Origin of the sequence: Streptosporangium sp. NBC_01469, assembly GCF_036227305.1 — a bacterium.
Lineage (GTDB): Bacteria > Actinomycetota > Actinomycetes > Streptosporangiales > Streptosporangiaceae > Streptosporangium.
The window spans coordinates 8,137,049-8,160,274 of sequence record NZ_CP109465.1; the positions used below are offsets into that span (position 1 = coordinate 8,137,049).

Here is a 23,226-nt window from a genome sequence, read left to right on the forward strand (position 1 = left end):
AACTCACTCAGGATGACCTCAGACCCTCCCTCAGCCAGGGAATCCAGCCACGATATCCCGATCAACGAGCTGTCGGGGTCATCGGTTCACGGCCCGGTGATCCAGTCCCGTTCCATCAGCGGTGGCATCGAGATCCACTACCATGCCGCCGCTGCCACCGTCGTGATTCCCCGGCAACTTCCGGGGGTAACAAGTCATTTCACAGGCAGAGAGGCGGAGATCGCCGAACTCAACCGGCTGCTCGACGTCTCCGTGACGAGTGTCAGCGCTGTGATGATCTCTTCCCTCGGCGGTATGGCGGGGATCGGGAAAACGAGTCTGGCGGTCTACTGGTCACGCCTCAACGCGGACCGTTTCCCTCATGGCCAACTCTTCGTGAATTTACGGGGTTTTGAGCCAATCGGCGTTCCCATGGAGCCGGGTGAGGCGCTTCGCGGCTTCATCTCCGCATTCGGAATCCGGCCGGAGAACATTCCTCTGGAACTTCCCGAGCAGATTTCCCTTTACCGCTCGCTGCTCGATGGCCAGCGCGTTCTCGTTGTTTTGGACAACGCCATAAGCACCGATCAGGTTCGCCCCTTATTACCCGGGTCACCCTCTTGTCTGGTAATCGTGACGAGTCGGCACCAACTGGCGGCACTCGTCGCGAGTGACGGGGCCAAGCCACTGACCGTGAAGTTGCTCAGCGAGGAAGAGGGGATCGGTCTCCTCTCACGCTATTTGGGCGCCCGGCAGGTGGAGAACAACATGGAGTCGGCGGTGACGCTCGTACGCCTGTGCGGCAGGCTTCCCCTGGCCCTCAGCATTGTTGCCGCACGCGCGGCCATCTACAATTGTTCTCTTGACTCCCTGGTCGCGGACCTCCGAGCCGAGCAAGACCGTTTGTACACATTGGATCTGCATGACGGCGAGAGAACAAGCGTGAACGCGGTTTTTTCATGGTCATATCGGAGTCTCACTCCAGACTCCGCCCGGTTCTTCCGTCTTCTCGGCCTCAACCCCGGCCCTGACATCAGTCTCGCCGGAGCCGCCTCTCTCACCGGCCTCTCGATACCCCGGGCACACGGGCTGCTCGACAGCCTCGGCCACTGCAATCTGATCGACGAGTTCACACCCGGCCGTTACCGGATGCACGACCTGCTGCGTGTCTTCGCGCTTGATCGGACCATGCGGGAGGATGACGAAGGATCAAGACGGGAGGCGATCAGGCGGCTGTTGGATTTCCTGCTGATCGCCGCGACCGCCGCCGATCGCATACTGAGCCCCAACCGTGACCGGATCACCGTCCCGCCACCGTCTCCCGGTGTCGTCAGCCTTCGCTTCTCGGCCTACGAGGAAGCCGTCGGCTGGCTGGAGTCCGAGCACACCAGCCTGATCGAGACCCTGCGCCGCGCCGGACAGAGTGGTCTCGACACCCACGTGTGGCAGCTGGCGTGGACCCTGGGGGTTTACTACGACCGGCGCGGGCATGCCACCGATCGGGCGCGCACCGGCGAACTAGCCCTGGCCGCCGCCGACCGGCTGGGCGACCTGGAGGCTCAGGCCCTCATCCGGACCAGCATCGGCTCGGCCTACTCGCGGCTGGGCCAGTTCGACGAAGCGACCCGCGAGCTCAGCCGTGCGCTGGCCATTCTCAGGGATCTCGGTGCCGAGGTGCACGAAGCGAACGCTCTTATCGCCCTGGCCATCGTCGACGAGGAGAGAGATCACTACTCCGAGGCCAAGGTTCATCTCGCCACCGCTCTGAACCTGCACCGCAAGCACGACAACAGGGCCGGTGAGGCACACGCGCTGGAGAACATGGGCTGGTGCCACGCCCACCTCGGAGAACACCGGCAGGCACTGGACACGTGCAACGCGGCGCTGACGCGCTTCCGCGAGCTACGCGACCGGGACGGCGAGGCCGACACCCTCGACAGCCTGGGCTATGTCCACGCCGGGATCGGGGAGTACGAGCAAGCCCTGGTCCACTACCGCGCGGCCCTGAAGCTCTGGCAGGAAATGGGGAACCGCTACGACGAGGCCGATGTCCTGACCAGGGTCGGCGACTCGCAGGCGGCACTTGGCGACCACGCCTCCGCACGGAACTCCTGGCAGCTGGCCCTCACCATCTTCGATGATCTGGCACAGCCCGACGCCGAACTGCTCCGCGCCAAACTCGCCGAATCCCCCTGAGAGCCGGGCCGGAGACGCCGAAGACAGGGCGTCGCGGTTCACCCGATACACCCTCACCCGTTCGTGACCGACGGCGTGGTCAGCCGCCGGGCCGGTAGGCCGGGATCGTGACCATCGGGGGGCGTTCGGCGACGGCGACGTCCCGGACGCTCACCTGGTGGCCGTTCGCGCCCCGGCGGAACTGGGCCAGGCGGGGAGAGGGCCGGTGCAGGGAGACCATCATGTTCTGGCGCTCCAGGCGCGACCAGGAGGTCTGCAGGATCTGGGCGGCCATCCCGCCGAGCGCCTCCGTCGACTGGTGGGAGTGCACCCGGCGGCCCAGGTCGACCTGGGCCAGGGCGTCGAGACCGGCGAGGTCGAGCAGGTCGATCAGCAGGGCGAGTTCCACGCCGTAGCCGGTGACGAACGGGACGCGCTCCAGCACGGACCTGCGCCCGGCGTACTCCCCCGCGAGGGGTTGCACGAACCCGGCCAGCCGGGGCCAGTGCAGGTTGAGCAGGGGGCGCGCGACCAGCTCGGTGACCCGCCCGCCGCCGCTCTGCACGTTCTGCAGGGGCCGGTCGTAGCAGCCCTTGACGTAGACCACCGCCGGGTCGGCGAGCAACGGGCCGAGCAGCCCGGTCACGAAGGACGTGCGGAACTCGCGCAGGTCGGCGTCGACGAAGACCAGCAGGTCGCCGGAGGTCGCGGCGAGGGACTTCCAGAGCGCCTCGCCCTTGCCGTCCAGCGGTTTGAGGTCGGGCAGGACCTCGTCCTGGGCGACCACCCTCGCCCCGGCCCGCGCGGCGCGTACGGCGGTCTCGTCGACGGAGCGGGAGTCGATGACCACGAGTTCGTCGACGAGCGGCACGGCCTCCATGAGGTCGCGGCGGATCGCGGCGACGATCTCCCCGACCGTGTCCTCCTCGTCTCGGGCGGGCAGCACGACACTGATCGTCGTCTCACCCTTGGCGCTCAGCAGCTCCGGCAGCGCCCAGTCCCCCGAGGATGAGGTGCGCCCGCGTAGCCATGCCTCGACCTCAGGCAGCACGACCCACCCTTTCCATCACCTCGGTAGTTAGGGGTATCACCTTATGTGGCGCCGATTCCCGACACCTACCGGCTCCCGTCCCCGCCACGCAGGTGGGAAGATCAGTCCAGTCCGGAACGAGGGGGGACGGCATGAACCCGGTAGCCGTGATGCGGGCGGCGCGCGGCGTCCGCGACGAGCTCGACAGCTTGATGGGCGGCGCCTCCGGCGAGCTTCGCGACCGGCTGGATCCGCTGCTCGCCGAGGCGGGCAGCCGGCCCCCCGGCCAGCTGGCCGACGCGGTCATCGTGCTCGTCGCCGAGTACGGCCCCGCCTGGGAGCGGCTCACCGCGCTGCTGAGCCTGGACCGGGGCCTCACCGCCGAGCAGGTGCTTCCCATGCTCTCCCAGGGACCGGGCGCCGCGCCCCAGGAGGGCGGCGCGGGCCCCACTCCGCCCTCCTGGGGCGCGGCACCGCCTCAGAACGGTACGGACCCCTCCGGCTGGGATCCGGACGACTTCCCGTCGACCGCCTCCCACACTCCCGACTGGATGCTCCCCGACGCGGGCGGGCAGGGGCGTCCGATGCCGGGTTCCGGGCAGGCGCCCCAGAACGGGAGCGAGGCCGCGTACGACGACGGGTACGGCGACATGCCCTCCACCGGTGCCATGAGCACCGACTGGATGCACCCCGACCAGGCGGCCGACCCCGCCGCCCCCTCGTCTCCGCCGTCCCGGGAACCACAGGCGGCGTCCCCGGAAACACCTCAAACGCCCCCGGAGCCACCGTCCCGGACATCCCAGGCGCCGTCACCACGGGTCCCGCCGCCCCAGACCCCGGCATCGGCGCCGCCGGAACCGGCACCGGCACCGGCCGATCCGCCCGCGGCGCCGCCTCCCGCCGAGGGCCGGGGTCCCTCGGTTCTCAACCGGCTGACCGGCGCCTTCCGCAGGCGGCGCAAGGAGCCGCCCGCCCCGGCGCCGGGGCCCGAGTGGGAGGGGATCCCGCTGATCGAGGCCCCCGCCGAGGCGGTCGCGGGCTGGGGCGCCGAGGTGACGATCGGCGTCGCCCCCGGCCCGGGGCGGAACGGCACCGCGACACCGCGCGAGCCGATCGACCTGGACATCCAGGTCGTCGCCGAGGGCTTCGACGCGCCCGGCGGCTGGCGGGTGCGGCTGCGCGCCGACAAGGCGTCGTCGTACCCCGGCGCCGTGGTCAACCTCGTCGCCCTCGCCCAGGAGGAGCCGGAGGCGGCCCGGCAGATCCAGGTGACCTACGCGGTACGCGGCCAGGTGATCGGGTTCGGCCTGCGGGCGGTCACGGTCCACGGCTCGCCCGGCAGCCTCGGCGGGCACGAGGCGCTGGAGCCGGTCTCGGGTACCCGCATCCGCCCGGCCCTCATGGGCGAGCCCGCGGACGTCACGGCGATCATCGTCCACGGCGACCGGCCGGGACGGCTGTGGTGGACCTACCAGTCGCCGCACTTCGTCACCCCCGACCGGGCCGAGCGCTGCGACCTCGGCACCCGGGCCTCGGAGTTCGGCCGGCACCTGACCGGGCGGGGCCGTCTCTCCGAGGACCTGGGACGGGAGGTCGGCTCGCGCGTGCCGTGGGGTTTCTGGGATCTGCTGAACGCGGTGGCCGGCCGGGTGGCGCCGCGCCGCCCGAACGTGCTGATCCTCTCCCAGGAGCCGCACGTGCCCTGGGAGCTGGCCGTGCTGGAGCAGCCGTACGATCCCTCGCTGCCCCCCTACCTGAACTGCCAGACGGTGACCGGCCGCTGGCCCCTCGGCGGACGGCGTCCCGAGCTGCCCCCTCCCGCGAACGCGCGGGCCGACCGCGTCGCGGTGGTCTACGGCGAGGCTCAGGCGCATCCGCTGGTGACGGAGTACGGCGCCACGCAGGTCTCCCCCGCGCTCGGCGACGTCCTGGGCGTGCTCGGCCAGGGTCCCGACATCATCCACTTCACGGACGGCGGGTCCGCGTCCGAGGCGCTGGGCTACGAGCTGCCCGGGGCCCCGTTCGTCTTCCTGGAGGAGCCGGGGGACACCCAGGCGTTCCTGATCGCGGGCGCGAGCGGGGTCGTCGCCCCGCTCTGGCCCGCCGGCGGCGGTCTGGCGCCGGAGTTCTACCGGCGCTGCTTCGCCGGTGAGCCCCCGGCCGAGGTGCTGCGGTCCATGCGCGCGCAGGCCCCCGACAGCGCGGGCGCCTACCGCTTCCACGGCCACCCGGCCCTGACGCTGCGCCGGACGGCCCCGCCCGCGGGGTGACGCCGGGCCTCTCGTGTTCAGCCCGCGGCGTGGCGCTCCAAGAAGGTGTAGACGTCGGCCTCGTCCACCCCGGGGAAGGATCCGGGCGGCAGCGCGGCCAGGATGTGGGAGTTGCCGCGGGCCGAGGGCCAGGCGTACCCCTCCCAGCGCTGGGTCAGCTCGGCGGGCGGGCGGCGGCAGCAGTCTCCGGTGGGGCAGCCGGACTTGGTGCGGGTGGTGGTCTCCCGGCCGCGGAACCAGCGCGACTCCCGGTACGGGACGCCGAGGGTGATGGCGAAGTCGCGCTCGCGCGAGATGTCGACGTGGGCGAGGCAGAAGTAGGTGCCGGTGGGCGAGTCGGAGTACTGGTAGTGGACCGAGAAGCGGTCGGGTGACAGGAAGACCTGGCGCCCCGACCACTGCAGGCACATGCGCTGGCCCTCGATCGCGCCCTGCTCGTCGGCGGGGAAGACGATGCCGTCGTTCTCGTACGCCTTGTAGATGATCCCGTCGGCGTTGTTGCGGACGAAGTGGCAGACCAGGTCGAGGAAATTGGTGGCCAGGTTGGTGAAGCGGTGCGCGGCCATCTCGTAGGAGACGGCGAACACGTCGCGCAGGTCCTCCACGCTCAGCGCGCGGTCCTTCTTCGCCTCCCGCAGGTACGGCACGGCGGCGGCCTCGGGCATCAGGACGGCGGCGGCGAAGTAGTTGGCCTCGGTCCGCTGGCGCAGGAAGTCGGCGAAGTCGCGGGGCCTGTGGTGGCCGAGGGAGAGGTGGCCGAGGGTCTGCAGCAGGATCGTGCGCGGGGTGTGCATGCCGACCTGCTCGTGCTTGACGTAGATGCGCCGGTTGCGCAGGTCGGAGATGGAGCGCACGGTGCGCGGCAGGTCCTGGACCGTCTGGACGGTGTAGCCGAAGTGGCTGACCAGCGCCTGGACGGTGCTCTGCGACAGCGCGCCCGAGCGGTAGCCGACCGCGGCGAGCGCCTCGGCGGCGGCCTGCTCGATCTCCGCGAAGTAGTTGCCCTGCTCGCGCTGCTTGCGGCGGAGCTCGGCGTTGGCGGCGCGGGCCTCCTCGGGGGTGGCGGTTCCCCTGGCCTGGCGTGAACGCAGCTCCCCGTAGAGGCCGAGGATGTGTTCGAGCACGTCGTTGGGGACGCGGGCGGAGATCTTCAGCCTGGCCAGGCCGAGCCCGGCGTACAGGGGGTCGCGCTGCGCCTCCTCCAGGGCCATCTCCAGCTGGGCCCGCCGGTTGGGGGCCTGCCTGCGGAGCAGCTCCTCGATCGGCACGTTGAGCGCGGCGGCCAGGGACTTCAGCAGCGACAGCTTCGGTTCGCGTTTGCCGTTCTCCAGCAGGGAGAGCTGGCTGGGCGCGCGGCTCACGCGTTCGCCCAGGTCGGAAAGGGTGAGGCCGCGCTGCTTGCGCAGGTGTCTCAGCCGCTGGCCGAACGCGATGAGATCAAGCTCCTGCGTCAAGGAAAGCGGTTCTTCACCCACCAAAGATGCCATGACCCGATGCTAAACGAAATTTCCGAGGAAATTTCATCTCCTGGCGGGTCTCCGGGGCGGATGTCGCCGTACTCGTACCCGCGTCGCCCGCCGGGGCCGTCCTCGCGATGGGTTCCGGCCCGGCGGTTCGAAGATCATCACGCCCGCGCACCGGAACGCCGATCTCCCGCGCGCCCCCGGTGGCACCCCTCGGACACCTGGCCTCAGCACAAGAATTGGTCTAGTCCATAGGGAAAACTATTAACTTCTTCTCATCTGAATACCGGTGAGTATTGATCGAAAGAGAAGAATTTCCATTTTTTCGCCCGACTCGACCTTGTTTGGCTGTTTCGTCGAGGCACACACTCGAAGTAGGCCACCCAGGGGACGAAAAGGAGTTACCCGATGAATGATCGCCTCAAGGGAGCCGCAGACGAGCTGCGGCGCGAGTGGGAGACCAACCCTCGCTGGAAGGGGACCGAGCGGACCTACACGGCCGAGGACGTGGTTCGACTCCGGGGTTCCGTCCAGGAGGAGCACACCCTCGCCCGGCTCGGCGCCGAGCGGCTGTGGGACCTGCTGAACACCGAGGACTACGTGCACGCCCTGGGCGCCCTGACCGGCAACCAGGCCGTGCAGCAGGTAAAGGCCGGGCTCAAGGCCATCTACCTGTCCGGCTGGCAGGTCGCCGCCGACGCCAACCTCGGCGGCCAGACCTACCCCGACCAGAGCCTCTACCCGGCCAACTCGGTCCCGGCCGTCGTGCGGCGCATCAACAACGCGCTGCTCCGCGCCGACCAGATCACCTGGTCGGAGGGCGACCGGGACGCGCCGCACTGGCTGGCGCCGATCGTGGCCGACGCCGAGGCCGGCTTCGGGGGCGTTCTGAACGCCTTCGAGCTGATGAAGGGCATGATCGCCGCGGGCGCCGCAGGCGTGCACTGGGAGGACCAGCTCGCCTCGGAGAAGAAGTGCGGCCACCTGGGCGGCAAGGTGCTCATCCCCACCGGCCAGCACATCAGGACCCTCGGCGCCGCCCGCCTCGCGGCGGACGTGCTGGGCGTGCCGACCCTGGTCATCGCGCGGACCGACGCCCAGGCCGCGACCCTGCTGACCACCGACGTCGACCCCCGCGACCAGGCGTTCACCACCGGTGACCGTACCGCGGAGGGCTTCTACCGGGTCCGCAACGGCGTGGACGCCTGCATCGCCCGCGGCCTGGCCTACGCGCCCCACTCCGACCTGCTCTGGATGGAGACCTCCACCCCGGACCTGGACGTGGCCCGCGAGTTCGCCGAGGCCGTCAAGGCCGAGTATCCCGACCAGATGCTGTCCTACAACTGCTCGCCCTCGTTCAACTGGAAGAAGCACCTGGACGACTCGACCATCGCCAAGTTCCAGCGCGAGCTCGGCCACATGGGCTACAAGTTCCAGTTCATCACGCTGGCGGGCTTCCACTCACTGAACCACTCGATGTTCGACCTCGCCCGGGGCTACGCCGAGGACGGCATGACCTCCTACGTCGAACTCCAGGAGGCCGAGTTCGCCTCCGAGGCGCGCGGCTACACCGCCACCCGCCACCAGCGCGAGGTCGGCACCGGATACTTCGACCTGGTCAGCACGGCCATCGCACCGGACTCCTCCACCACGGCCCTGAAGGGCTCGACGGAGGAGCAGCAGTTCGCGGAGGCTCACTGACCCTCCGGACCGAGCCCGCCCGGACGAGCTCGACGACCAGGTCGCCGGCCAAGCGACCGACGGGCCCCGCCGCATGGGTCTCCCCCGGATCCGTGCGGCGGGGCCTCCCCGTTCCCCGTCCCGATGTCACGTGTTCCGTGTACCGGCCGTACCGGCCCCTCCCCCACCCCGTTCTCCACGGCCCGCCTTCCCGGGAGCCCTCCTCCCGGGAACGGCGGACGGCGGACGGCGGGGGCATCTCAGCGGCCGACGGCCTCGATGAGCTTGCGGCGCTGCTGGGTACCGAGGCCTCCCAGACGGCGCGCCTCGTCCACGTCGGCCTGTTCCATCAGCTGGGCGGCCTTGACCGTTCCGACTCCGGGCAGGGCCCGGAGTGCCTGGGACACCTTGATGCGCTTGGCGATGTCGTCCTCACGGCCAAGCAGTTGCTCCAGGCTGAGCGCGCCGTTCTTGACCTCGGCGAGGAGCTTGGCGCGAGCTGTGCGGGTCTCGGCGGCCTTGACCAGGGCGGCCTGACGCTGTTCGGGGGTGAGCTTGGGCAAAGCCATGGTGTTTTCTCCCTGATGACGGTAATTCCAGCGTCCTGCTACCCAAAGCAACCCGGTTAATCATCGGAGGACATAGAGATAGATCCCCGACATACATACTGTGCATCACGATATGCCTGTTTGGTTACCCCGCCCTTACTCGGTTCTCCGTAGCCTCGGGCTCATGGGTATCTGGCGTAGCCCTCAGGGCATCGAGGTTGAGGCGATCGTGGTCCACGACGGCCCCTGTCTGCTGGTCACCCGTCGGATCGACGGACGACGGGTCCTCGTGGCGTACTGCATGAGCATCCGCGAGGTCGGAGAGCACGTCGACCTCGCGGAGCTGGTCCCGGCGTAGCCGGACCCCGCGTGGACGAACGACCGATACCGGATCATGTCCGAGTCTTGTTCGGTACGCGTGTCAACTTCTGCGACCACTGGGGCGTCGAGTAGTCAGGGAGGCTCGATGGATGTTCTGATCGGCCTCGTTGACGAAGATCTCCTCCTGGAGCTCATCCTCGTCGAGGCACTGCACACGGAGGCGGAACGGCTGGCCGCCCGGCCCGACCGCTGAACGAGGACGGGTGCCCGCCACCTGACGGCGGGCACCCGCGCCGCCCGCGCGAAGGGGCGCCGTCGCGGAGAGCGCGATGGGGGCGAGTGGAGGACGGGGCTCGATTCACCGGGTGGTGATGGCGTTAACTGTCCCCATGAACAAGCGCGAGCTGATCGAGAAGGCCGCCGCCGAGGCCGGGCTCACCCGGAGGCAGACGGCCGCGGCTCTCGACGCGATCCTGGGGACGATCCAGACGGCCGTGGCGGCCGAGGACAAGGTGGCGATTCCCGGGTTCGGGTCCTTCGAGATCGTGCACAAGCCCGCCCGGACCGGGCGCAACCCACAGACCGGGGAGCCGCTGGAGATCGCGGAGACCTGGACGGCGAAGTTCAAGCCCAGCCCGGGGTTCATGGGCCTGATCCGCCAGCGCAAGAAGGACTGACCTCTCCGGGCCCGCACCGGCCGCCCGAGGCCGCACCAACCGAGGCGTCACCGTCCGAGGCGCCAACCAACCGGGACGTCACCGTCCGAGACGCCACCGGCCCGCGGCGCGACTCTCCGGGACACGGGCGGGGAGGGTCTGAAAGCGGAGGCGGGAAGGCGGCGGCCCCCGGGGAAGTATCCATTCCCCGAGGGCCTGGAGTGCCGCCATATCGCGGCACCGGCACGTTTAAGGATCCGGGTCACTCATGATGAGGTCGCACTCTGCCATTAAGTTATAGACGCACGTGGAGCGTCCAGCAGGATTCGAACCCGCACTCGACCATCGTTGCCCGCATCCGTTCGATCCGGCGCCCGGCGGCGAATGCTGAATCTGGAGCGAGAGCCTGAGCTTGAGCGGCTGCCTCTACCATTTGGGCTATCCCCGGCCCGAAGGTGCCGGGAGAGGGACTCGAACCCCCACTGTGGCCGCGTGTCAGTCTGACGGTTCAGTTTCAGCTTCCGCGCTTTCGCGCATCCCCGTGCTCCAACGGGGAGTCCTGTGATCTTACCCGAGCAGGTAGCCCAGCACCTTCTCACCGACACGCTGGTAGGTGATCTCGGTGCCGTTGGCCTCCTCGCGGGCGAACTTCACCGCGTTCTGCAGCCTGCCGACCCGCTCCAGGAGCTCGTTGACCCGCTTCTGCGGCACGGCTCCAGAGAAGGTGACCTTGGTCCAGAAGCCGACGACGATGTCCTCGTGGTAGACCTCGACCTGGGCCGGGTGCTTGTCGGTGGCCTCCGCCTTGACGTGGTTGCGGGGCACCTTCTTGGTACGGGTCGTCTTGACCGGCTCGGTCCGCCAGCAGTCGGTTGACTGGTCCAGCGTCCAGGCTTCGGCGGCGTCCAGAATGGGCAGCTTGGCGATGAAGGTGTGCAGGTCGACCAGCTGCTTCTCCAGGAACAGCAGGTAGGTGACGGGCACGTCCTCCAGGAGGGTGGAGCCGTCGACCTTGACGTCGGCCCGCGCGGAGCAGTTGGCCCAGTCCTTGGTGGCGGTGACGTCGAACAGCCGGGTGAGCGCGGCGCCCACCTGCTTGAGCAGATCCTCACCCTGCACCTGCACCCGGGTCGACTCCGGGGGCAGCCGCTCGCCCTCGTCGTCGATGGGCTGGTAGGTCCGCGAGAGACCCGACAGCAGGGCGTTCTTCTGGATCGTGTGGTAAGCCTCGGTCACCTTGCGCTGGGTGTCGGACTTGACGCCCTTCTCCACGGCGAGGATCTGGTTCAACTTGGTCGCCATGCGTGACACCGTACCGGGAAGATCACCCGCATAACACCGCTTTTCCCGCAGATCACCCCGCCCCGCCGCGAGATCTTCAGCCGCGTACCGCGCGGGCGGACCAGCGGCCGTCGAGGTGGTCGACGCGCAGCGGGCGTCCGAAGCACTCCGACAGGTTCTCCGCGGTCAGGATCTCCGCCACCGGCCCGCCCACCTGGACGCGGGCGTCGCGCATCAGCAGGGCGTGGGTCGTGGTGGCCGGGACCTCCTCCAGGTGGTGGGTGACGGTGACCGTGGTCAGCGCCGGGCGGGTCGCCGCCAGGTCCTCCACCGCGGTGATCAGGTCCTCGCGGGCGGGCAGGTCGAGCCCGGCGAACGGTTCGTCCAGCAGCAGGATCACCGGATCGGCCATCAGCGCCCTGGCGATGCGGACACGGGCCCGCTCCCCCTGGGAGCAGACGCGGAAGAGCCGGTCCGCGAGGTCCTTGCAGCCCAGGTCGGCCAGCAGGTGGTGGGCGCGCTCGTGCTCGGAGGGCCCGTAGCGGTCCCAGAGCGGAGCGCTGGTCCCGGTGTGGCCGGTCAGGACGACGGTGTGCGCGGTGGCCCCCTCCTCCTCCAGCAGCTCCTCGTCGACGAGCCGCTGGCTGGCCGCGACGAGGCCGATGTGGCGGCGCAGCTCCCGCAGGTCGACCCGGCCCAGCCGCTGGCCGAGCACGGTGACGGCCCCCTCGGTGGGATGGCGGACGGCGGCGGCCAGTGACAGCAGCGTGGTCTTCCCCGCCCCGTTGGGACCGAGCACCACCCAGTGCTCTCCGTATCCGACCCGCCAGTCAATGCCGTCCAGCAGGGTACGGCCGACCACCCGGACCCCGACGCCGCTCAAATCCACCGCACCGGACACAGGCTCGCCCATCGGTATCCCCCTCCGCCTCGACTCGCGGCGCTCACTTTAACCGATGCACCGATATCTCCCTATAAATCGTCCGAAAAGCATGCCTCACCCCATCTGGATGGAGGGTCCGGGGGTGGGCTGCGGGGTGATGGTCGTCCCCGAGGGGGCGGGGGCGGTGGGTGTCGGAGACGGGCTCTCGCCATCGCCGGTCTGCGGGATCTGGGTGAAGGAGGGCCTGGGGCCGCCCGAGGGCTTGGGGCCGCCCGAGGTCGTCGGGCAGTCCCTGCCCCTGCCCCTGCCCTTGGCGGTCGCGTCCGCGCAGTCCCGCGGATCGTCACCGTCGTCGGACGAGTCGCCGGAGCCGCGGGGGCCTCGGGGACGCTCCGGCGCCGGATCCTCCCGGTCGTCGCGGTCGTCACGACCCGTGGTGGGCAGCGAGACGGTTCTGGTGGTGGTGATCTGGACGGTGGAAAGGGTGGTCGGCGTCGATGCCGGCGGCCTGTCGGGGAGCGGGCGGGTGCCGTCACGGAAGATGGAACCGGAGGGGGTGCCCTCGGCCGGGAGGACGAGCGGCACCGGCTCGGGGATGCCGGAACCGGTGGCCGAACCGGACCCGCCGCCACCGGTCGCGGCGGCCACGGTGACCGCCGCCATGGAGACCGTGGCCAGTGCCGCGAAGCCGGCCTGCGACAGGTGCGCGCCCTTGCGCGGCGCCCTGCGGGACCCCCTGCCGGAGATCTCCGCCGGGACCGAGGGCTCGTCGTGAAGCGAGGAGGGGAACGCGAGCGGGGCGGACAGGTGCGACGAGGATGACGGAAGTGACGAGGGCGGGACCGCGAGCCGTACCCTCCCGGCCCCCGGGGTGTAGGGCACCGGCGTCCAGATCTCCGCCAGCACCTCCGCGACCGCCTCGCGCAGATCCCAGGGGGCGCCCACGCCTCCCGCGGCGAGCAGCGCGCCGAGCAGGTCGGCGGCCCTGGGCCGCTCGGCGGGGTTCTTGGCCAGGGACGCCTCGACGGCCGGGCGCAGCAGCGCGGGCACCGAGGCCACCCTCGGCGGCTCGACCAGGATGCGCCGGGTCAGCACGTCCGCCTCACCGGCGCCGAAGGGGTGGTGGCCGGTGGCCGCGTAGGCGATCAGGCAGCCCCAGGCGAAGACGTCGGAGGCGGGCAGCGCGAGCCCGCCGGTGAGCCGCTCGGGGGCGACCCAGCCGGGACTGCCCATGACCTGCCCCGCCTGCGTGTGCGCGGCGAGCACGTCGACGTCCCTGGCGATACCGAAGTCGATCACTCTCGGGCCGGTGTCCGACAGCAGCACGTTGCCGGGCTTGAGGTCGCGGTGGACCAGCCCCGCCTCGTGCACCGCGACCAGCGCGGCGGCCACCCCCAGGGCGACGCCGTACGCCAGGTCGGGGGTGAGGGGGCCGTGCGCGGAGACCACCTGGGACACCGCGGGGCCGGGAACGTACTCCGACACCAGGTAGGGGCGGTCCCTGTCGGTGCCGTCCTCGATCACCGCGGCGGTGCAGAAAGGCACCACTCTCCGGGAGAATTGCACTTCTTCGGCGAAACGGGCGCGGAGCGTGGCATCGTTGAGATGCATCGGGTGCGGCGTCTTGAGCGCCACCACCCCGCCCTGCGGATGTTCGGCCAGGTAGACGATGCCCATCCCACCCACTCCGAGGCGGCCGAGCAGAAGGTAGCGGCCGATGATGACCGGGTCCCCGACGGTCAGCGGCCGCACACCGGTCGGCATGCCGTTCACAGGACCTGCTCCCCCACGTGCCATCCTCGTTGAGCCTCTCGTGCGCGGGCTTCGGCAAGCACACTGTGGCGGGATTTGGGCGTCCTTCGCTCCCGACCGGCCAGAAGGGATATGAGAGGTAAGGCGAATGATCCCTCAGGGTAAGGAATCCATGGTGTGAAGGATGCCCTCGGGGCTGGACGGGACGGTGTGACCAGCGGGAGAGGCCCGCGGCGTCTCGCGGGCGTACGCCTCAGGCGGCGGCGGAACCGGGGCGTGCGGACCGCTTCCGAAGAACCGGAGCGGCGACGTCCTCGGGGGCGAGGTCCGGCGCGGGAAGATCGGGGACGGGAAGACCCGGCAGGAGAAGGTCCGGTCCGGAAAGGTCCGACGCGGCGAGGTCCGACGCGGCGAGGTCCGGCATCGCGAGGCGCCGCTTCGAGCCGTCCCGGACGGGCAGGAGGTCCTGGGCCGCGGTGAGGAAGCGGGCGATGTGCGGATACACCTCGCGGGCCTCGGGGACGACGTCGGCGAGGATGGCGAAGACGTGCGGCATGCGGGGCCACTCCTCGTAGGTGACCGGCACCCCGGCGGCGCGGGCCCGCTCGGCCACGCGGCGGCCCTCGTCGCGCAGGACCTCGGTGGAGCCGGTGACGACCATCAGCGGGGGCAGGCCGGTGTAGTCGCCGAGGACCGGGGAGAGCAGGGGGTCGTGGGGGTCGAGGCCCGCGGTCCAGCGGCGGGCGAGCCAGTCGACGCGGCCGGCCGGGATCATCGGGTCGAGCAGCCGGTTGACCCTGCGGGGCGCGCCGGTGAGGTCCGCCCACGGGGAGAGGCACACGGCGGCGACCGGCAGCGGCATGCCCCGGTCGCGGAGCGCCAGGAGCGTGGCCAGGGTGAGGTGGCCTCCGGCGGAGTCTCCGCCGAAGACGACGTCGGCGGGGTCGTACCCGTGCTCCAGGAGACATCGGTAGGCGGCGATCGCGTCCTCAAGGGCCTCGGCCGGCCTGTGGACGGGGCCCTGACGGTAGTCGACCGCCAGCACCGGGCGCCGGGTCGCGGCCGACAGGCGCCAGGTGATCGGCCGGTGGGTCGCCGGGGAGCAGGCGAAGTAGCCCCCGCCGTGGAAGTAGAGCAGGACCTTGTCCTCGTCGAGGTCCTCTCCCGCGCGGACCCACTCCCCCGGGCACGGCCCCGTCTCGTCGGGGGTCACCTGTACGTGGACCGGCAGGCGGAACGGTACCCTGCCCGCCAGTGCGACGATGCGAGAGGCCGCGGCGACGCCGACGTCGTTCCTCAGCAACAGGTCGGAGATGGGCTTGAAGGTGCCACGCATGATCGCGTTGAGGGTGGCGGCCTGCCAGCTGAAGGGGTAGACCGGACTGACGTCCATATCAATCTCATCGCGCATGGGGGACCTCCACAAAAGGACATTCCCCCCAGAGTGGTCTTCTATCGGCGATTGAACATATCGGGAAGATTACAACTATGTATCATACGGGTACGCATCACTCTCGGTACATATTCGAACGCTCAATGTAATCACATCCGGAGGCCCATCCGGATCGGGCCGTACCGGCGGCCGGTCTCCCGCCGCACTCCGCCTTGGGGCGCCTTGGGGCACCTTGGGGCACCTTGGGGCACCGCCGAAAATCCGTTGCCCCTCCCCGGAGCGCCCATGAGGATAGGAGGGTTGTCCTGACACCTTCCGGGAGGCAGCCTTCCTGATCTACGCGCGCATCGCCGGGTACGGCTTCCGCCGCCACTCCACCTATCGTGCCGCCGCCGTCGCCGGAGCCTTCACCAACACCGTCTTCGGCATCCTCCGCGCCTACGTCCTGATCGCCCTCTGGGAGGCCCGCCCCGGCCTCGCGGGATACGACCTCACCGACGCCGTCACCTTCTGCTTCCTCAGCCAGGCCTTCATCGGCCCCATGCAGGTCTTCGGCGGCGGCCTGGAGCTCTCCGAGCGCGTGCGCAGCGGGGACGTCGCCCTCGACCTGCTCCGCCCCGCCTCCCTGCAGATGTGGAACCTCGCCGACGACCTCGGCCGGGCCGCCTACCTGTTCCTCGTACGGAGCCTGCCGCCCACGGCCGTCGGCGCCGCGCTGTTCGGCCTCGTCGTGCCGGTCGACCCGCTGACCTGGCTGTCCTTCGCGGCCGGTTTCGTCCTCGCGGTGGTCGTCAGCTTCACCCTGCGCTACCTGGTCGCGCTGTCCTCCTGCTGGGTCATCGACGACCGGGGGGTGCAGACGATGTCGCTCGTGATGACCTTCTTCTTCAGCGGCATGGTCCTGCCCCTCAACCTCTTCCCCGGCTGGCTCGGCACCCTGGCCGAGGCACTCCCCTGGTCGGCCATGGTCCAGGTCCCCGCCGACATCTACCTCGGCAAGCGCGACGTCCTGGAGGCCCTGGCGTTCCAGGCCGTGTGGGCGATGGCGCTGCTGGCCCTGGGCGCCCTGGCCACGAACGCGGCCCGCAGGAAGGTCGTGATCCAGGGTGGGTGACGACGGAGGCGGAAACACCGGGGACCACGGGGGCGCCAGGGGCCTCAGGGGCCTCAGGAACCCCGGGCCCGTCACGCGGGAGGCGGCCCGGGAAAGCCGGCGACGCCACGGGAGGCGCCCGACGGTGAGGACGTACCTCCTGCTGGCCTGGACCTGGCTGAGGGCCTCGGCACAGTACCCGGGATCGTTGATCATGATGATGCTGGGCTCGTTCGCGGTCAACGCGCTGGACGTGGCGGCGATCTGGGTGATCTTCGAGCACACCGGATCGCTCGGCGGCTTCGAACTGGCCGAGGTGATGTTCCTGTACGGCACCGCCGGCCTGTCCTTCGCGCTGGCCGACATGCTCTTCGGCAACGTCGACCGGCTCAGCCAGCACATCAGGAGCGGCGGCTTCGACACCATGCTGATCCGCCCGGCGAGCGCGTTCACGCAGATGGCCGTCGACCGCTTCGGGGTGCACCGCTTCGGCAGGGTGACCCAGGCCGCCGTCGTGCTCGCCCTCGCCCTGCCCCAGCTCGGTCTCTCCTGGGGCAGGGCCTGGATGATCCCGCTGATGGTCGTGTGCGGGCTCGTCATCTTCACCGCGATCTTCACCCTCGGCGGAGCCATTCAGTTCCTGCTGACCGACGCCCCCGAGGTGGCCAACGCCTTCACCTACGGAGGCGGCACCCTCACCCAGTACCCCCTGAGTGTCTACGGCTCCGAGCTCGTCAAGGGTGTCACCTTCGTCGTGCCACTGGCGTTCGTGAACTGGCAGCCCGCGCTGTTCGTGCTCGACCGCGACGATCCCCTCGGCCTGCCGTACTGGCTCCGCTTCGCCTCGCCCCTGGCGGCCGTCGTCCTGGCCGCCGTCGCCGCCCTCGCGTGGCGGGCGGGCATCCGCCGCTACCGCTCGACGGGAAGTTGACACATGATCGAACTCGACCGGGTCGGCCGCTCGTTCACCGTGGGCCGCCGCAGGACCAAGAAGACCGTGCACGCCGTACGGGACCTGTCGTTCACCGTGGAGGCAGGGGAGTTCGTCGGCTACCTCGGCCCCAACGGCGCGGGCAAGTCCACCACCATCAAGATGCTCACCGGCATCCTGGCCCCGACCTCGGGCAGCATCCGGGTGGCCGGGCTCGATCCGACCCGCCGCCGCACGGCGCTGGCGCGCAGGATCGGGGTGGTGTTCGGCCAGCGGACGACCCTGTGGTGGGATCTGCCGCTGCGGGACAGTTTCGAGCTGATCCGACACCTTTACAAAGTAGATCAACTGGACTTCCGGCGACGGCTGGCCGAGCTGACCGAACTCCTCGGCCTCGCCGACTTCATGACCACCCCGGTCCGCCAGCTCAGCCTCGGCCAGCGCATGCGCGGCGACATCACCGCGGCCCTCCTGCACGACCCCGCCGTGCTGGTGCTCGACGAGCCCACAATCGGCCTGGACGTGGTCAGCAAGGCCGCGATGCGCGACTTCCTGCGGCGCCTCAACGCCGACCGGGGCACCACCGTCCTGCTCACCACCCACGACATGGGCGACATCGAGAAGCTCTGCCGCCGCGTGATGCTGATCGACCACGGCAGCCTGGCCTTCGACGGCACCCTCGACGACCTGCGCGCCACCGCTCCCGAGGGGGATTCCATGGAGGAGGTGGTCGCCCGCCTCTACTCCGGTTGATTCCCGGGGGCGGCGGAACCGGCGGCGCGCGCCCCGCACGGGCGCTCAGGGCGCCTGAGACCTACTACGAATCCCCGCCGAAATATATGTGATGTTTGTCACATATCGATGATCGCCGCGGGACGCGGGACACTCCCCGTCAAGCGGTTGAGGCCACCTTGACTCACACGGTCTTCTCCATACACAAAACCGATCCCGGGGAAGCGTTTCCCATCTCCCTTTACCACTGGAATCCCCTATGCGTAGCCGCAAATGGCCTCAGGGGGTGCGGGTAAAACGCGATCAGAAAAGGCCGGGTGATCGCCGCCCCGAGCAAGCCGATCGTCGGAGATGATCTACCGAAAGTGGCTCCGAGCAGGGGGTTCGTCGACCCGGAGATGGCTTTCATGGGAGTGATACTGCCACCTTGTCAAATGGGTTCTGACATACCGTAATGCTATGGACAGCGACAAGCTCCTAGGTGAGTTCCTCCGCGCCCGGCGTGAACTCATCACCCCTGAACAGGCGGGCCTCCTGCCGTCGGGTTCCCGGCGGACACCGGGGCTGCGCCGGGAAGAGGTGGCGATGCTGGCCGGGGTCAGCACCGACTACTACATCCGCCTGGAACAGGGACGGGAACGTCACCCCTCCGATCGAGTGCTCTGCGCCCTCGCTCAGGTTCTCAACCTCAGCGCCGACGCCGCGTCGTACCTGCACGAGCTGGCGCACCCCCGGCCGCGGCAGACCGGGGACATCCGCCAGCCGGACCAGGTCAAACCGGCGCTGCTGCGGCTGATACGAAGCTGGCCCTACACACCGGCGATCGTGACCGGCCGCTGGATGGACGTGCTGGCCTCGAACCAGATGGCCGACGCCCTCTACGACAGGCTGGAGCACAGGGACAACCTGCTCCGGCTGATCTTCCTGAACCCCGTCTCCCGCCGGTTCTACCGGGACTGGGAGGAATCCGCCCGTTCCAAGGTGGCCCAGCTGCGCGCCATCGCGGGCGCGGACCTCGACGACCCGTACCTGACCGACCTGGTCGGCGAGCTCTCGCTCAAGAGCACGGACTTCCGCCGCCTGTGGGCGCGCCACGACGTGTCCACCGAGAACGTCGCGACCAGACGCTTCCGCCACCATGACGTCGGTGACCTGACGCTCACGTACGAGCTGTTCAACGTCAACGGCTCCCCCGGCCAGAAACTGATCGTTTTCCAGGCCGAGCCCGGAAGTCCTTCCGCGCACGCCCTGGACCTGCTGGGTAGCCTCGCGGCGCTGACGTCGTCATGAAGGGGTCGCGCCTGCGCTCGATCCAAGCGCGTTACACGATCATCACGACGATGCTGCTGCTGGTCATCCTCTCCCTGGTGGGGACGAGCATCGACATGGCGATCCGCTACCGGATCCAGGACGACATCTTCGGCAACACCGAGCGGGTCGCCAGCCAGTGGAGCGCGCTGTCGCGGATCGGCAACATCCCCGATCCGATCCCCGTCTCGGCTCCGGTCGACCTCGTCCAGCTGGTGAACTCCCACGGCGTGGTCGTGAACTCCAGCAGGCAGGCCATGGGCATGGCGCCGATAAGCGCCACCCGCCCCCCGCCCGACGACCGGTTCCAGCAGCTGACCGAGGGCTCCCTCATGGTCATGGCCATCCGGGTCTCCCCCGCGGCCGACTCCCCCGTGGTCTACGCGGGCCTCGAGGAGCCCGCCATCCTGCACAAGCACCACCTGGAGTACTTCATCAGCGCGGGTGCCCTCGTCCTCCTGGCCCTCGCGGCCTGGATGACCTGGTGTGTCGTGGGACGGACGCTACGGCCGGTGGCGGCGATCCGGGCACGGATGTCCGAGATCACGGTGAGCGACCTGAGCCTGCGGGTGCCCATCCCGCCGGGTGAGGACGAGATCGCGCTGCTCGCCCGCACCGCCAACCAGACCCTGGCGCGGCTGGAGGAGGCCGTGGAGCAGCAGCGCCGTTTCGCCTCCACCGCCTCCCACGAGCTCAGGACGCCGATCGCGGGCCTGCGCGTGCAGCTGGAGGAGGCACTGCTCTACCCCGACGACACCGATCCCCGCGAGACCATCCGGGGGGCGCTGACGGCCAGCGGCCGGCTGGAGGCGATCGTCAACGACCTGTTGCAGCTGGCCAGGCTGCGCGCCGCCGACCCGGCGCCGCAGGAGCTGATCGATCTCGGCGCCCTCGTGTCGGAGGAGGCGGCCCAGGGCACCGGGATCCCGGTGCGGGTCCACGTGGCCGCCCGCGTATGGGTGCACGGTTCCCGGATCCAGCTGATCCGGGTGGTGGGCAACCTCCTGAGCAACGCGCGGCGGCACGCCGACAGCCGCGTCGAGGTCTCCGTCGGCTTCGAGGACGGCAAGGCCGTCGTGGCCGTGGTCGACGACGGCGCCGGCATCGCGCCCGCCGACCGCGAGCGCGTCTTCGAACGCTTCACCCGCCTGGACGACGGGCGGCTGCGCGACTCCGGCGGCAGCGGGCTCGGCCTCGCCATCTCCCGCGACATCGCCCACGCCCACCAGGGCACCCTGCTGGTCGAGGACTCGCCGCGAGGGGCCAGGTTCGTCCTCCGGCTCCCGCTGTCGGACGCGCAGCCGCTCGGGACCGATCCGGAGGCGCAGCGCAACGGTATGGCCAGGAGGGCCACCGGCAAGGAGAACACCGCCAAGGAGAACACCGCCAAGACCACCGGCAAGGGGAGCGGCGGCAGGGAGGACGCCGACAAGGAGCACCCGGCCCACTCGGCCGGGCACCAGCGGCGGTGACAACGTTGGCGGGACGACGCCCGGGAGTGCCCGGAAGTGACGGTGTGACGGCCCGGGAGTGACGGGCACGGAGTCCGGTGGTCGGAAGTTCGGCCGACGCGGGTCCGGTGATCGGGACCCAGCGGGCGCGAGACCCGGAGAACTCAGCGATAGCCCTGCTCGCCGGACTCCTCGTACTCCTCCTCGTCGCCCCGGAACCGAGGCGCCCAGCGGGAGGGCATCAGTACCGGCAGGAACAGCAGGATGCCGAGGAGTGTGTAGACACCGGTGGTCAGCAGCAGGCCCATGCCACGACCGGCCTGCAGGAGCACCTCGTGGAAGGTCGGGTCGTCGGGCACCAGTCCCATGGCGCGCCTGACGTCCAGGGCGTAGACCACGGTCCAAGCGAGCAGGACCATCGACGGCACGAAGGTCGCCAGCGGGGAGACACGACCGGCGACCACCAGGCCGACCAGGAGGCCGATCCCGGCCATCACCCCGAGGGCGATCCAGGTCTTCGAACCGCTCTCCGTGGGAAGGGGCACCAGGCTCGCCGCCGCCTCCTGCACGGCCCAGCCCGCGCCGAAGAGGAGCACGGCCGCCACGACCAGTCCGACCAGCAGCCCAACGACGTGCCGCATCGCCACCACCTCGGCTTGAAGGACCTGTCACGGTCGCGGCAACCATAGCGACAAAAACTTCAAAACGGCAGACGTGCCGGGACGTGAGAACATATGGGTCACCATGCGCGCCCGCCTCCCATTACGCCTCATGCGCGCGGCCACCTTCTCGGCCGTCTGCCTGGCACTCGCCGTCCTCGGCCACGTGGCCGCGGGCGGTTCGTGGCCGCGGCCGTGGGCGGTGGCCGCGGCCGGGGCGGCGGTCATGGCGATGGCCGCGCTGCTCGCGGGACGGGAGCGGTCCACGGTGACGATCAGCGCCGGGCTCGCCGCCCTGCAGCTGTCGCTGCACGAGGTGTTCGCCCTCGGCGGCGCCGCGGGGATCTCGCCCCCGCATCCGCATGTCAGGGGACTGGGCGAGAGCCTCGGCATGCTCGTCGCGCACCTCACCGCGACCATGATCACCGGCTGGTGGCTGGCCCGTGGCGAGAGCGCCCTGTGGGCGATGCTCCGTTCGGCCGGCCGCCGCCTCGGCGCCATGTTCCTGCTGCTGCGGCCCCCCGCGACCGTCGCCCCTGCCTCCCGCCCCGCGCACGCCCCGGTCACGCCCGTTCCCGCGCGTGCCGTCCTTCGTCACTCCGTCAGCCGGCGCGGTCCTCCGCTTCCCGCCGCCTGACCCGCCCCCGGAAAACCCCGAACCTCGAAGTGGAGAACCCCCATGTCGCTTTCGCATGCCTGCCGTCGTCTGGCCGCCGTCACCGCGGGTGTCACCGCCCTCACCCTCGGCCTCGCCCTTCCCGCCCTCGCGCACGTCTCCATCAATCCCGGAACCGCCCAGCAGGGCGGTTTCACCAAGGTCGCCTTCCGGGTCCCGAACGAGCGTGACGACGCCTCGACGACCAAGCTCGAGGTGACCTTCCCCACCGACCACCCGCTGGCCTTCGTCTCGGTCAAGCCCGTGCCCGGCTGGGACGTCAAGGTGGTCGAGGGCAAGCTGCCCAAGCCGATCACCACCGAGTACGGCGAGCTCACCGAGGCGGTCACGAAGGTCACCTGGTCGGGCGGGAAGATCGATCCCGGCCAGTTCCAGGAGTTCGAGGTGTCCATGGGCACGCTGCCCACCGACACCGACCAGCTCGTCTTCCCCACCACCCAGACCTACAGCGGCGGCGAGGTCGTCAAGTGGGCGGACGAGCCCAAGGCCGACGGCTCCGAGCCCGAGCGCCCGGCCCCGACGCTGAAGCTCACCCCCGCCTCCGCCGAGGGAGACGGCCACGGCGCCTCCGCCACCCCCTCGGCCGCGGCCCCGGCGGTGTCGGCGCCGTCGGTGGCCCCCGCAGCCGCCTCCTCCTCCGAGAGCTCGGACGGCACCGCCCGCCTGCTCGGCGGGGCCGGGCTGGCGCTCGGGCTCGTCGGGCTCGTGGTCGGTGCGCTCGGCCTGCGCCGCGGCCGCGCCTCCTGACCTCGCACTTCGATCATCCGATCGCCTCGTGACCACCTTCTGACAACCCTCTGATCGTCTTCTGATCGCACGCGGGACGGCCCCGGGAAACTCCTTCCCGGGGCCGTCCCGCGTTTCCCGCCACCTGCCCGCCGCCGCTCGCCCTTTCCCGGCTCCTCGCGGCTCCTCGCGGAAGAGTGCGGCACCACGAACCCCGCC

General features: G+C 70.2%; 20 protein-coding genes. 12 read left to right on the plus strand and 8 right to left on the minus strand.

The features are described from left to right. Nucleotides 1-12 precede the first annotated feature (12 nt). Entirely contained in the window at nucleotides 13-2,175 is a 2,163-nt protein-coding gene (locus OG587_RS35405; protein WP_329083117.1) for an ATP-binding protein, read from the plus strand. A 79-nt stretch (nucleotides 2,176-2,254) separates the two neighbouring features. On the opposite strand, the gene OG587_RS35410 is transcribed toward OG587_RS35405, so the two are convergent. Next, nucleotides 2,255-3,205, minus strand: a complete 951-nt coding sequence (locus OG587_RS35410) for a glucosyl-3-phosphoglycerate synthase (RefSeq protein WP_329083119.1) — start codon at nucleotides 3,203-3,205, stop codon at nucleotides 2,255-2,257. A 131-nt stretch (nucleotides 3,206-3,336) separates the two neighbouring features. On the opposite strand from OG587_RS35410, the gene OG587_RS35415 reads away from it, so the two are divergent. After that, nucleotides 3,337-5,454 carry a hypothetical protein gene (locus OG587_RS35415; protein ID WP_329083121.1) on the plus strand — a complete coding sequence of 706 codons (2,118 nt, stop codon included), beginning with the start codon at nucleotides 3,337-3,339 and terminating at the stop codon, nucleotides 5,452-5,454. Nucleotides 5,455-5,471: 17 nt separating this feature from the next. Here OG587_RS35415 and OG587_RS35420 read toward each other — a convergent pair whose 3' ends face one another. Continuing rightward, nucleotides 5,472-6,941 (minus strand): helix-turn-helix domain-containing protein, encoded by a 1,470-nt coding sequence (locus OG587_RS35420; protein WP_443075309.1) that lies wholly within the window; start codon nucleotides 6,939-6,941, stop codon nucleotides 5,472-5,474. Nucleotides 6,942-7,325: 384 nt separating this feature from the next. On the opposite strand from OG587_RS35420, the gene aceA reads away from it, so the two are divergent. Further along, nucleotides 7,326-8,618, plus strand: coding sequence for an isocitrate lyase (aceA, locus tag OG587_RS35425; protein WP_329083123.1), 1,293 nt, complete (start codon nucleotides 7,326-7,328; stop codon nucleotides 8,616-8,618). Nucleotides 8,619-8,857: 239 nt separating this feature from the next. Here the strand turns inward: aceA and mihF are convergent, their stop codons facing one another. Next, entirely contained in the window at nucleotides 8,858-9,166 is a 309-nt protein-coding gene (mihF, locus tag OG587_RS35430; RefSeq protein ID WP_329083125.1) for an integration host factor, actinobacterial type, read from the minus strand. A gap of 163 nt (nucleotides 9,167-9,329) precedes the next feature. On the opposite strand from mihF, the gene OG587_RS35435 reads away from it, so the two are divergent. Beyond that, a complete protein-coding gene (locus OG587_RS35435; RefSeq protein WP_326640877.1) occupies nucleotides 9,330-9,503 on the plus strand; it encodes a hypothetical protein in 174 nt (57 codons plus the stop codon). Nucleotides 9,504-9,855: 352 nt separating this feature from the next. Beyond that, on the plus strand, nucleotides 9,856-10,143 hold the full coding sequence (locus tag OG587_RS35440; protein ID WP_030909250.1) for an HU family DNA-binding protein: 288 nt from the start codon (nucleotides 9,856-9,858) through the stop codon (nucleotides 10,141-10,143). Between the two features lie 546 nt (nucleotides 10,144-10,689). Here OG587_RS35440 and OG587_RS35445 read toward each other — a convergent pair. The 4 genes from OG587_RS35445 to OG587_RS35460 form a co-directional block, all read right to left on the minus strand. Continuing rightward, nucleotides 10,690-11,424: a DUF7873 family protein gene (locus OG587_RS35445; protein ID WP_329083137.1), complete on the minus strand. Its 735-nt coding sequence runs from the start codon at nucleotides 11,422-11,424 to the stop codon at nucleotides 10,690-10,692. A 76-nt stretch (nucleotides 11,425-11,500) separates the two neighbouring features. After that, complete coding sequence (locus tag OG587_RS35450; RefSeq protein WP_329083139.1) at nucleotides 11,501-12,316, minus strand: ABC transporter ATP-binding protein; 816 nt, start codon at nucleotides 12,314-12,316, stop codon at nucleotides 11,501-11,503. Nucleotides 12,317-12,400: 84 nt separating this feature from the next. Beyond that, nucleotides 12,401-14,050, minus strand: coding sequence for a serine/threonine-protein kinase (locus OG587_RS35455; RefSeq protein ID WP_329094102.1), 1,650 nt, complete (start codon nucleotides 14,048-14,050; stop codon nucleotides 12,401-12,403). 241 nt (nucleotides 14,051-14,291) lie between these two features. Continuing rightward, complete coding sequence (locus OG587_RS35460) at nucleotides 14,292-15,449, minus strand: alpha/beta hydrolase (protein ID WP_329083141.1); 1,158 nt, start codon at nucleotides 15,447-15,449, stop codon at nucleotides 14,292-14,294. Nucleotides 15,450-15,879: 430 nt separating this feature from the next. On the opposite strand from OG587_RS35460, the gene OG587_RS35465 reads away from it, so the two are divergent. The 5 genes from OG587_RS35465 (at nucleotide 15,880) to OG587_RS35485 (ending at nucleotide 20,967) form a co-directional block, all read left to right on the plus strand. After that, nucleotides 15,880-16,545, plus strand: coding sequence for an ABC transporter permease (locus OG587_RS35465; protein WP_329094104.1), 666 nt, complete (start codon nucleotides 15,880-15,882; stop codon nucleotides 16,543-16,545). Between the two features lie 124 nt (nucleotides 16,546-16,669). Next, a complete protein-coding gene (locus tag OG587_RS35470) occupies nucleotides 16,670-17,455 on the plus strand; it encodes an ABC transporter permease (RefSeq protein WP_329083142.1) in 786 nt (261 codons plus the stop codon). A gap of 3 nt (nucleotides 17,456-17,458) precedes the next feature. After that, a complete protein-coding gene (locus OG587_RS35475; RefSeq protein WP_329083144.1) occupies nucleotides 17,459-18,208 on the plus strand; it encodes an ABC transporter ATP-binding protein in 750 nt (249 codons plus the stop codon). 438 nt (nucleotides 18,209-18,646) lie between these two features. Continuing rightward, nucleotides 18,647-19,477, plus strand: coding sequence for a helix-turn-helix domain-containing protein (locus OG587_RS35480; protein WP_329083146.1), 831 nt, complete (start codon nucleotides 18,647-18,649; stop codon nucleotides 19,475-19,477). Continuing rightward, nucleotides 19,474-20,967: a HAMP domain-containing sensor histidine kinase gene (locus tag OG587_RS35485; protein ID WP_329083148.1), complete on the plus strand. Its 1,494-nt coding sequence runs from the start codon at nucleotides 19,474-19,476 to the stop codon at nucleotides 20,965-20,967. The genes OG587_RS35480 and OG587_RS35485 overlap by 4 nt, the downstream gene beginning before the upstream one ends. A 143-nt stretch (nucleotides 20,968-21,110) precedes the next feature. Here the strand turns inward: OG587_RS35485 and OG587_RS35490 are convergent, their stop codons facing one another. Further along, entirely contained in the window at nucleotides 21,111-21,587 is a 477-nt protein-coding gene (locus OG587_RS35490; protein WP_329083150.1) for a hypothetical protein, read from the minus strand. Between the two features lie 130 nt (nucleotides 21,588-21,717). On the opposite strand from OG587_RS35490, the gene OG587_RS35495 reads away from it, so the two are divergent. After that, the gene (locus OG587_RS35495) at nucleotides 21,718-22,242 is read left to right on the plus strand and encodes an MFS transporter (RefSeq protein ID WP_329083152.1); all 525 of its coding nucleotides are present in this window, start codon (nucleotides 21,718-21,720) and stop codon (nucleotides 22,240-22,242) included. A 42-nt stretch (nucleotides 22,243-22,284) separates the two neighbouring features. Beyond that, nucleotides 22,285-23,028, plus strand: coding sequence for a YcnI family copper-binding membrane protein (locus OG587_RS35500; protein WP_329083154.1), 744 nt, complete (start codon nucleotides 22,285-22,287; stop codon nucleotides 23,026-23,028). Nucleotides 23,029-23,226 lie beyond the last annotated feature (198 nt).